Raw genomic sequence first — 9,743 nt, forward strand, 5'->3', positions numbered from 1 at the left:
AGCCGGGCCCCGCGCCTCCGAGGGGTGCGGGGCCCGGCTGCGTCCGGTACAGCGGTTACGCCTCGCGCGCTCCCGTGTACATCTCGTCGATCAGGTGCTTGTACTCGCGCTCCACCACGGGCCGCTTCAGCTTCAGGCTCGGGGTGATCTCGCCGTGCTCGATGTCGAGGTCGCGCGGCAGCAGGCGGAACTTCTTGATGGTCTGCCAGCGCTGCAGGCCCTCGTTGAGCCGCTGGACGTAGCCGTCGACCATCTCGACCGTCCGCGGCGCGGCGACGACCTCGGCGTAGGACTTGCCCTCCAGGCCGTTCTCCTTGGCCCATTCCAGGATGGCGGCCTCGTCGAGGGCGATGAGGGCGGTGCAGAAGTTCCGGTCGGCGCCGTGCACGAGGATGTTGGAGACGTACGGGCACACCGCCTTGAACTGGCCCTCGACCTCGGCGGGCGCGATGTACTTGCCGCTGGAGGTCTTGATGAGGTCCTTCTTGCGGTCGGTGATGCGCAGATAGCCGTCCGGGGAGAGCTCGCCGATGTCGCCGGTGTGCAGCCAGCCGTCGGACTCCAGGACCTCGGCGGTCTTCTCGGGCAGCTCGTGGTAGCCCTCCATGATGCCGGGGCCGCGCAGCAGGATCTCGCCGTCGTCGGCGATGCGGACCTCGGTGCCGGGCAGCGGCTTGCCGACGGTGCCGGTGCGGTAGGCCTCGCCGGGGTTGACGAAGGAGGCGGCGGAGGACTCGGTGAGGCCGTAGCCCTCCAGGATGTGGATGCCGGCGCCGGCGAAGAAGTAGCCGATCTCCGGGGCGAGGGCGGCGCTGCCCGAGACGCAGGCGCGCAGTCTGCCGCCGAAGGCCTCGCGGATCTTGGCGTAGACGAGCGTGTCGGCGACCTTGTGCTTGGCGGTCAGGCCGAAGGGCGCGGAGCGGGTGCCGGTGCGCTTGAAGTTGTCCTGGGTGACCTTGGCGTACTCGCGGGCCACCTCGGCGGCCCACTGGAAGATCTTGTACTTGGCCCCGCCGCCGGCGCGGGCCTTGGCGGCGACGCCGTTGTAGACCTTCTCGAAGATGCGCGGGACGGCCGCCATGTAGGTGGGCTGGACGACCGGCAGATTCTCGATGATCTTGTCGACGCGGCCGTCGACGGCGGTGACGTGGCCGACCTCGATCTGGCCGGAGGTGAGGACCTTGCCGAAGACGTGGGCGAGCGGCAGCCACAGGTACTGCACGTCGTCGGCGCCGACCAGGCCGGTGGAGGCGATGGCCTTGGCCATGTACGACCAGTTGTCGTGCGGCAGCCGCACGCCCTTGGGGCGGCCGGTGGTGCCGGAGGTGTAGATGAGGGTGGCGAGCTGGTCCTTGGTGATCGCGCCGACCCGCTCCTTGATCAGCGAGGGGTGCTTCTCCAGGTGGGCGGCGCCGCGGCTCTCCAGCTCGGCGAGGGTGAGCACCCAGTCGCTCGTCTCGACGCCGGTCGGGTCGATGACCACGACGTGGTGCAGCTCGGGCAGTTCGGCGCGCTTCTCCAGCGCCTTGGCCAGCTGGCCGGCGTCCTCCGCGATGAGGACCCTGCTGCCGGAGTCGGAGAGGATGAACGCGGACTCGTCGGCGTTGGTCTGCGGGTAGACGGTGGTCGTGGCGGCGCCCGCGCACATGATGCCGAGGTCGGCGAGCAGCCACTCCACGCGGGTGGCGGAGGCGAGCGCGATCCGCTCCTCGGGCTGCACGCCCAGTTCGATGAGACCGGCCGCGATCGCGTAGACCCGCTCGGCGGACTGCGCCCAGCTCAGCGACTTCCAGTCCTCCGGCCCTTGGCCGGAGGAAGAGGGGACGGGGTAGCGGTAGGCCTCGGCGTCCGGTGTGGCCGCCACGCGCTCCAGGAAGAGGGCCGCCACGGACGGCGGACGGTTCTCGATCAGGGTCTGTGCGTCGCTCACGACATCCTCCGGGGCCCGCGACATCGCGGCTGGCTCAGGTGCGGCTGGGTTGACTCACGGGGGGGTGGTTCAGGGCTGGTTCAGAACGGGGGGGGGTGGATCAGGCTGCTGTTTGACTTCGAACTGCTGTTTAACTCACGAGTAACTATCGGGCAGGCATCAGCGTAAAGGGCTCCCGGCCACCGCGTAAGGGGCTGTGGCCTGTCGTTTTCCACAGAGCGCCACCACGCACACGCGTGGAGCCCGCCGCACTTGGGTACGACGGGCCCGGTTCCACCCGGTTTGCCGGGGTGGTGACGGCCGACGCGCGCTTACTTCTTGCCCTTGGCCGATCCCGCGCTGTCATCGCTGGAGAGCACCGCGATGAAGGCCTCCTGCGGAACCTCCACGGCACCCACCATCTTCATGCGCTTCTTGCCCTCCTTCTGCTTCTCCAGCAGCTTCCGCTTGCGGGAGATGTCACCGCCGTAGCACTTGGCGAGGACGTCCTTGCGGATGGCGCGGATGGTCTCGCGGGCGATCACGCGGGAGCCGATGGCGGCCTGGACGGGCACCTCGAAGTTCTGCCGCGGGATGAGCTCCCTGAGCTTGCTGACGAGCCGGACGCCGTACGCGTACGCCTGGTCCTTGTGGGTGATCACCGAGAAGGCGTCCACCTTGTCGCCGTGCAGCAGGATGTCGACCTTGACCAGGGTGCTGCTCTGCTCACCCGTGGGCTCGTAGTCGAGCGAGGCGTACCCGCGGGTCTTGGACTTCAGCTGGTCGAAGAAGTCGAAGACGATCTCGGCGAGCGGGAGGGTGTAGCGGATCTCGACGCGGTCCTCGGAGAGGTAGTCCATGCCGAGGAGGGTGCCGCGGCGGGTCTGGCACAGCTCCATGATCGCGCCGATGAACTCGGTGGGCGCGAGGATCGTGGCCCGCACCATCGGCTCGTACACCTCCGCGAGCTTCCCCTCGGGGAACTCGCTGGGGTTGGTGACCGTGTGCTCGGTGCCGTCCTCCATGATCACGCGGTAGACCACGTTGGGGGCGGTGGCGATCAGGTCCAGGCCGAACTCGCGCTCGAGCCGCTCACGGATCACGTCCAGGTGGAGCAGGCCGAGGAAGCCGACTCGGAAGCCGAAGCCGAGGGCGGCGGAGGTCTCCGGCTCGTAGACCAGGGCGGCGTCGTTGAGCTGCAGCTTGTCCAGCGCCTCGCGCAGCTCGGGGTAGTCGGAGCCGTCCAGGGGGTACAGGCCGGAGAAGACCATCGGCTTGGGCTCCTTGTAGCCGGCCAGCGGCTCCTCGGCGCCCTTGGACTGGACGGTGACGGTGTCACCGACCTTGGACTGGCGGACGTCCTTCACACCGGTGATGAGGTAGCCCACCTCACCGACGCCGAGGCCGTCGGCGCCGAGCATCTCGGGCGAGTTGGTGCCGATCTCCAGCAGCTCGTGGGTGGCGCCGGTGGACATCATCCGGATCCGCTCGCGCTTGCCGAGCTGACCGTCGACGACACGGACGTACGTCACGACGCCGCGGTAGGAGTCGTAGACCGAGTCGAAGATCATCGCGCGGGCGGGGGCGTCGGCGACACCGACCGGGGCCGGGATCTCCTGAACCGCCCGGTCGAGCAGCGCCTCGACGCCGAGGCCGGTCTTCGCGGAGACCCTCAGCACGTCGTCGGGGTCGCAGCCGACCAGGTTGGCCAGCTCCTCGGCGAACTTCTCCGGCTGTGCGGCCGGCAGGTCGATCTTGTTGAGCACCGGGATGATCGTGAGGTCGTTCTCCATCGCCAGGTAGAGGTTGGCGAGGGTCTGGGCCTCGATTCCCTGGGCCGCGTCGACGAGGAGGACGGTCCCCTCACAGGCGGCGAGCGACCGCGACACCTCGTAGGTGAAGTCGACGTGACCCGGGGTGTCGATCATGTTGAGGATGTGCGTGTTGCCGGGGTCGTGGGTGGGGGCCCACGGCAGACGCACCGCCTGGGACTTGATCGTGATACCGCGCTCGCGCTCGATGTCCATGCGGTCGAGGTACTGGGCACGCATCTGCCGCTGCTCGACCACGCCGGTCAGCTGGAGCATCCGGTCGGCGAGCGTGGACTTGCCGTGGTCGATGTGCGCGATGATGCAGAAATTGCGGATCAGAGCCGGGTCGGTACGGCTCGGCTCGGGCACGTGGTCAGTGGTCGCGGGCACGCAGGGTCCTGTTTCTTGAGGCGCCTTATGCCTCGGGTCGGATCGATACGTAGCTTCCATGGTCCCACGGGTGGAGGACCGGTGACCGGTTTGGGCCGTCCGGTGGGCCACTGGTAGCGTGGGAGGCTGTGTCTCATGCCCTCTCCGCGCGAGGCACATCCCAAGAAATCACCGGTACGGGACCCGTGCGGCCCCGTGCCAGAACCTGAAAAGGCTCATTCGTGGCGAACATCAAGTCCCAGATCAAGCGGAACAAGACCAACGAGAAGGCCCGGCTGCGCAACAAGGCCGTCAAGTCCTCTCTGAAGACCGCGATCCGCAAGACCCGCGAGGCCGTTGCCGCGGGTGACGTCGAGAAGGCCACCGAGCTGCAGCGCGTTGCCGCGCGTCAGCTCGACAAGGCCGCCTCGAAGGGTGTCATCCACAAGAACCAGGCCGCCAACAAGAAGTCGGCGCTGGCCACCAAGGTCGCGTCCCTCAAGGGCTGAACACTTCCTTGATCTGACCGGATCCTCAGGGATCCGACGTGGCCGGAAGGACCCAGGGCGGGCCCTCTCTCATCCGCCCCCGACCGGCACCCCCGGATCCGCGCGCGGCCTGCGTTCGCCACGCGGGCGCGGATCCAGCAGCGTGAACCGAAGACCCCGGAGCCGTTCCCCTTCCCCAGGGGAGGCACCGGGGTCTTCGGCATGTAAGTGCCTGTGCGTGCCTGCAGGTACCTGAAGGTGCCCGTGCGGGCCTTCCTGGCTATGCCCGGCCGCGGGAGCGGGCCGCGCGGGCGATGGCCACCACCGCCTTCTCCAGGGCGTACTCGGGGTCGTCGCCGCCGCCCTTCACACCGGCGTCGGCCTCGGCCACGGCACGGAGGGCGATGGCCACCCCGTCCGGGGTCCAGCCGCGCATCTGCTGGCGGACGCGGTCGATCTTCCACGGCGGCATGCCGAGTTCCCGCGCGAGGTCGGCCGGACGGCCACCGCGCGCGGAGGACAGCTTTCCGATCGCCCGCACGCCCTGGGCGAGCGCGCTGGTGATCATCACCGGGGCCACACCGGTCGCGAGCGACCAGCGCAGTGCCTCCAGGGCCTCCGCCGCCCGCCCCTCGACGGCCCGGTCGGCGACCGTGAAGCTGGAGGCCTCGGCCCGCCCGGTGTAGTAGCGGCCGACGACGGCCTCGTCGATCGTGCCCTCGACGTCGGCGACCAGCTGCGCCGCCGCCGAGGCCAGCTCCCGCAGGTCGCTGCCGATCGCGTCGACCAGCACCTGGCACGCTTCCGGCGTGGCCGAGCGCCCGAGCCCGCGGAACTCACCCCGGACGAACGCCAGCCGGTCGGCGGGCTTGGTCATCTTCGGGCAGGCCACCTCCCGCGCCCCTGCCTTGCGCGCGGCATCGAGCAGCCCCTTGCCCTTGGCGCCGCCCGCGTGCAGCAGCACGAGCGTGATCTCCTCGGCGGGGGCGCCGAGGTAGGCCTTGACGTCCTTGACCGTGTCGGCCGACAGGTCCTGCGCGTTGCGCACGACCACGACCTTGCGCTCCGCGAAGAGCGACGGACTGGTCAGCTCGGCGAGCGTGCCGGGCTGCAACTGGTCCGGGGCGAGGTCGCGTACGTCCGTGTCGGCGTCGGCGGCCTTCGCGGCGGCCACCACCTCCTGCACGGCACGGTCGAGCAGGAGGTCTTCCTGGCCCACGGCGAGCGTCACCGGGGCGAGGGGGTCGTCGTCAGCAGTCTTCCTGGCCATCGCGACAAGCATCCCACGGGCCACTGACAACGCCGTGGCGCTCCGAGCGTGCCTACGGCTCCTCCCGCCAGCCCTCCCACTCCCCCGCGAACGCGTCCAGCTCTCCCGGGTCGAGCCGCTCCTCCTCGTCCCGCAGGACGACGAGCCACTGCGCGTCCTCGGCGTCGTCCTCCCCGGCCAGCGCGTCGCGGACGATCCTCGGCTCCTCGTCGACCGCGAACCGCTCCCCGAGCACCTGAGCCACCTCCTCCGCGGCGTCGCGGTCGGGCAGCACCAGCACATGTCTCACATCACTCACCCGGACATTCTCCGGCACCCGGGCCGACCCTCCCTCAGCCGCTCCTCAGCCGCTCCTTCCGTCGGGGTCCCGCACGACCGGGACCGAGGCGAGCTCGATCCCGAACCGCTCCCGGTACACCGCGAGCACCTCCGCGTCCGAGGTCAGGTCCCGCACCTCGCGCGTCCCGTCCGTCGCCGTCGTGGTCAGCGTGCGGCCGCTGAGGGTGATCCGCCCGCCGTCCTCCGTCAGCCGCGAGCACACCAGCGACTGCGTGAAGTGCGAGGAGGGCGAGGTGTAGTGCCACCAGGCCCCGGCCCGGAAGTCGCCGAGCGCCCGGGGCCGTACCTCCAGCCGGTACTGGAGCTTCCCGTCCCGGACGACGTCCAGATCGCCGGCCTCCGCCTCGACGATCCGGAACGTGCCGCCCGGCTCGACCTGTTCGCCCCGCTCCCCGAACGCCAGCGGAAAGTGGCTCAGCGCCCCGAAGCCCACATCGGTCAGCCAGTCGCCCCCGTCCACCGTCCGCACCCGCAGCGCGAGATGGCCGTACGGGATGCCCAGCCGCCCCTCCTCCCCGTACACCCGCGCCGCGAGCAGCGCGACGTCGAACCCCAGCGCGTCCAGCAGCGCCCCGAACGTCCCGTTCAGCTCATAGCAGAACCCGCCCCGCCACGCTCCCACCACCTTGTCCACCAGCCGCTTCTCCTCCAGCACGATCTCCTCCCCCACGTGGATCGACAGGTTCTCGAAAGGCACGGTCCGCAGGTGCCGCAGCTGCAGTTCCCGCAGGGCGGCGGTGGTGGGCAAGGTCGGGTGCTCGGCCCCGATGCGGCGGAGATAGGCGTCGACCTGTGCGGGATTCATGCCCTCAGTCTCGCGCCACCCGCATCCCCTCACCCGCCCCGGTCACCGCGAGCGCTCCGTCCCGGTCCGTGCTCAGCACCATCGCGCCCTCCGCTCGCAGTGCGGCGACGGTGGCGGGGGCCGGGTGCCCGTACGGGTTGTCCGCGCCGCAGGAGATCAGGGCCAGGCGCGGGATCGCCGGAGAGTGCAACAGCCGCTGCTGGGCCGGGGGTTCGAGATCGCCGAGAAGCAGCAGCCGCAGCCCGCCGGAGCGGACGAGCAGCGTCACGCTGGCGTCGTTGGGGCCGTCCGGGTCGGGTGCCGGGGGCGGTGGTGGCCACAGCACCTGCCAGGTCAGGTCACCGGTGCCGCGCTCCTCCCCGGCGACGGCGTGAGTGAGCGGAATGCCGCGGCCGGCCGCCTCCCTCCGCACGAACTCGGCCTGCTGCGCCGGTTCTTCGTGCCCGGTCGTCTGGATCGCGCCCACCGAGCGCCCCCGCAGTACGCCGCGCAGGCCGGCCACGTGGTCGGCGTGGAAGTGGGTCAGCACGACCAGCGGGACCCTGGTGATGCCGAGCGCGCGCAGACAACGGTCCACCAGCGTCGCGTCGGGCCCGGCGTCCACGACCACACCGGCGCCCCGGCCCGCCGCGAGCACCGTCGCGTCGCCCTGCCCCACGTCGCACATCGCGAACCGCCAGCCCGGCGGCGGCCAGCCGGTGATCACCCTGGCCAGCGGCGGGGGCTGTACGACGACGAGGAGAAGCAGCGCCCCGCAGACACCGCAGAGCCAGGGGCGTCCGAGGATCCACCGGCCCGCGAACACGACCGCCACCGTGACCAGGCCCAGCAGCAGCGCCCCGGTCCAGCCGCCCGGCCAGTCCACTCCCCCGCCGGGCTGGGCCGCTCCCGTCCGGGCCACCTTCGCGAGCCATCCGGTCGGCCAACTCGCGCACCAGGCAAGTGCCTTCGCCACCGGTATGGCGACCGGTGCCGTCGCCAGCGCGGCGAAGCCCAGCACCGTGGCGGGCGCGACCGCGACCTCCGCGAGCAGGTTGCACGGCACCGCGACCAGGCTCACCCTGGCCGACAGCACGGCCACGACCGGCGCGCACAGCGCCTGCGCGGCGGCCGCCGCGGCCAGTGCCTCGGCCAGGCGGGCGGGCACCCGGCGCCGTTGCAGCGCCGCGCTCCAGCGGGGCGCGAGGGTGAGCAGGGCACCGGTGGCCAGTACCGACAGCAGGAAGCCGTAACTGCGGGACAGCCACGGGTCGTAGAGCACCAGCAGCAGTACGGCCGTGGCCAGGGCGGGCAGCAGCGATCTGCGGCGTCCGGTCGCGAGGGCGAGCAGCGCCACGGCTCCGCAGGCCGCGGCCCGCAGCACGCTCGGGTCGGGTCTGCACACGAGGACGAAACCCATGGTGAGCACCGCACCGAGCAGTGCGGTGCTGCGCAGCGTGAGGCCGAGGCGCGGTGCGAGGCCACGGCGCTCGGCCCGCTGGGCCAGGCCGGGCGGGCCGACGAGCAGGACAAGGAGGATCGTGAGGTTGCTCCCGGAGACGGCCAGGAGGTGCGTGAGGTCCGTCGCCTTGAAGGCTTCGTCCAGTTCGGGAGTGATCCGCGAGGTGTCCCCGACGACCAGGCCCGGCAGCAGTGCCCGCGCGTCCGCCGGCAGACCGTCGGTCGCCTCCCGCAGCCCCGCCCGCAGCCGGCCGGCCAACCGCTGCGGTCCGGACGGCTCCGCCACCATCTCGGGCGCCGCCCGGTCCCGTATCCGTAGCACTGCCGCGATCCGGTCGCCGCCCGTCAGCGGGGGTGTCAGCCGCGCGGTCACTCTCAGCCGCGTGGACGGCAGCAGGCCGAGCCAGGGCGAGCGCCGCGTCGGGTCGGCCGACGGATGTCGCGCTCCTGCTGACGGGCTCCCGGTGCGGGCCGGCTTCTGTGAGCCGGTGTTGACGAGGATCAGCACCGGAGCCCGGGTCACCACGGCCGCTGTCGCTCCGCCCGGCCGTTCGACGCGCCGCACCTCGGCCTCGATCAGCACGGAGGTCGGCGCCACGTGGTCGCCGCGGATCCGGGGGCGGGTGAGCCGGGGGTCTGACGTCAGCTCCACTTCTGCGGTCACCGTGGCGTACTGCCGCGCCAGGGCGGGCACCGGCCCGCGCCGTACGTCCGCGCCGTGCAGCCCTGCGGAGACGGCGGACGCGGCGGCGGCGAGCAGTACGGCGGCGGCGGAAGCACGTGCCCAGGTCCGCCCGGCGGGAAGAGCGGTCGTCCGTGCGCGTCCTGGATGTCGTCGGCCGGGCAGGAGTACGACGGCTGCGGCGAGGCAGGTGATCACGAAGCCGGTCACCCAGCCCGTGGGGACGTCCAGCGCGAGTGCGGCCGTCCCCCAGGCCACGAGCGCGGGCGGGACGAGCCGGAGGTCTGTCGGTCCTTCCTGTCGCGGGTGGGCGGCTCCGAGCCGTTTGCCGGAGGCGGCGTGCACTGCCGGGCGGGCGGGGCGGTCGAGAACCGTGGGGCCGCTCGGGTCGTCGGAGTTCCGGCTCATGGGCCGACCAGGCTTCGCAGGTCGGCGAAGCGGCGCTCGCCGATGCCGCTGACCTCACGCAACTGGTCCACCGAACGGAAGCCGCCGTGCTGCGTGCGGTAGTCGATGATGCGGCGGGCCAGCACGGGGCCGACGCCGGGGATGGTGTCCTTCTCGGCCTCCAGCCGGTCGACGACGGCGGCGAAGGAGTCGCGGAACGCCTGGTTCATGGTGTTCGCGGAC

The 9,743-nt window shown here is 71.5% G+C and carries 8 protein-coding genes; 1 reads left to right on the forward strand and 7 read right to left on the reverse strand.

What is annotated here, in order from left to right:
* Positions 1–55: 55 nt before the first annotated feature.
* Positions 56–1,930, reverse strand: coding sequence for an AMP-dependent synthetase/ligase (locus DEP02_RS28030; protein ID WP_112470481.1), 1,875 nt, complete (start codon positions 1,928–1,930; stop codon positions 56–58).
* Between the two features lie 311 nt (positions 1,931–2,241).
* Positions 2,242–4,110 (reverse strand): translation elongation factor 4, encoded by a 1,869-nt coding sequence (lepA, locus tag DEP02_RS28035; protein WP_112470477.1) that lies wholly within the window; start codon positions 4,108–4,110, stop codon positions 2,242–2,244.
* A 221-nt stretch (positions 4,111–4,331) separates the two neighbouring features.
* On the opposite strand from lepA, the gene rpsT reads away from it, so the two are divergent.
* Positions 4,332–4,598 (forward strand): 30S ribosomal protein S20, encoded by a 267-nt coding sequence (rpsT, locus tag DEP02_RS28040; protein WP_112470478.1) that lies wholly within the window; start codon positions 4,332–4,334, stop codon positions 4,596–4,598.
* 259 nt (positions 4,599–4,857) lie between these two features.
* Here the strand turns inward: rpsT and holA are convergent, their stop codons facing one another.
* The 5 genes from holA to DEP02_RS28065 form a co-directional block, all read right to left on the reverse strand.
* A complete protein-coding gene (holA, locus tag DEP02_RS28045) occupies positions 4,858–5,847 on the reverse strand; it encodes a DNA polymerase III subunit delta (RefSeq protein ID WP_198668624.1) in 990 nt (329 codons plus the stop codon).
* A gap of 52 nt (positions 5,848–5,899) precedes the next feature.
* On the reverse strand, positions 5,900–6,145 hold the full coding sequence (locus DEP02_RS28050) for a hypothetical protein (protein WP_112470483.1): 246 nt from the start codon (positions 6,143–6,145) through the stop codon (positions 5,900–5,902).
* A 45-nt stretch (positions 6,146–6,190) separates the two neighbouring features.
* Positions 6,191–6,991: an arylamine N-acetyltransferase family protein gene (locus DEP02_RS28055; RefSeq protein WP_112470479.1), complete on the reverse strand. Its 801-nt coding sequence runs from the start codon at positions 6,989–6,991 to the stop codon at positions 6,191–6,193.
* Between the two features lie 4 nt (positions 6,992–6,995).
* The gene (locus DEP02_RS28060) at positions 6,996–9,521 is read right to left on the reverse strand and encodes a ComEC/Rec2 family competence protein (protein WP_112470480.1); all 2,526 of its coding nucleotides are present in this window, start codon (positions 9,519–9,521) and stop codon (positions 6,996–6,998) included.
* Positions 9,518–9,743: ComEA family DNA-binding protein (locus tag DEP02_RS28065; RefSeq protein WP_198668625.1), on the reverse strand; the 226-nt coding region annotated here is incomplete at its 5' end. The genes DEP02_RS28065 and DEP02_RS28060, both read right to left, overlap by 4 nt.

The sequence above is a fragment of the Streptomyces triticisoli genome (assembly GCF_003270085.1).
Taxonomy (GTDB): Bacteria; Actinomycetota; Actinomycetes; order Streptomycetales; family Streptomycetaceae; genus Streptomyces; species Streptomyces triticisoli.

Excerpts from the sequence above, each read along its gene's own strand:
- DEP02_RS28060 (WP_112470480.1), bottom strand. The coding sequence starts at position 9,521 with ATGAGCCGGAACTCCGACGACCCGAGCGGCCCCACGGTTCTCGACCGC.
- holA (WP_198668624.1), bottom strand. The coding sequence starts at position 5,847 with ATGGCCAGGAAGACTGCTGACGACGACCCCCTCGCCCCGGTGACGCTC.
- DEP02_RS28055 (WP_112470479.1), bottom strand. The coding sequence starts at position 6,991 with ATGAATCCCGCACAGGTCGACGCCTATCTCCGCCGCATCGGGGCCGAG.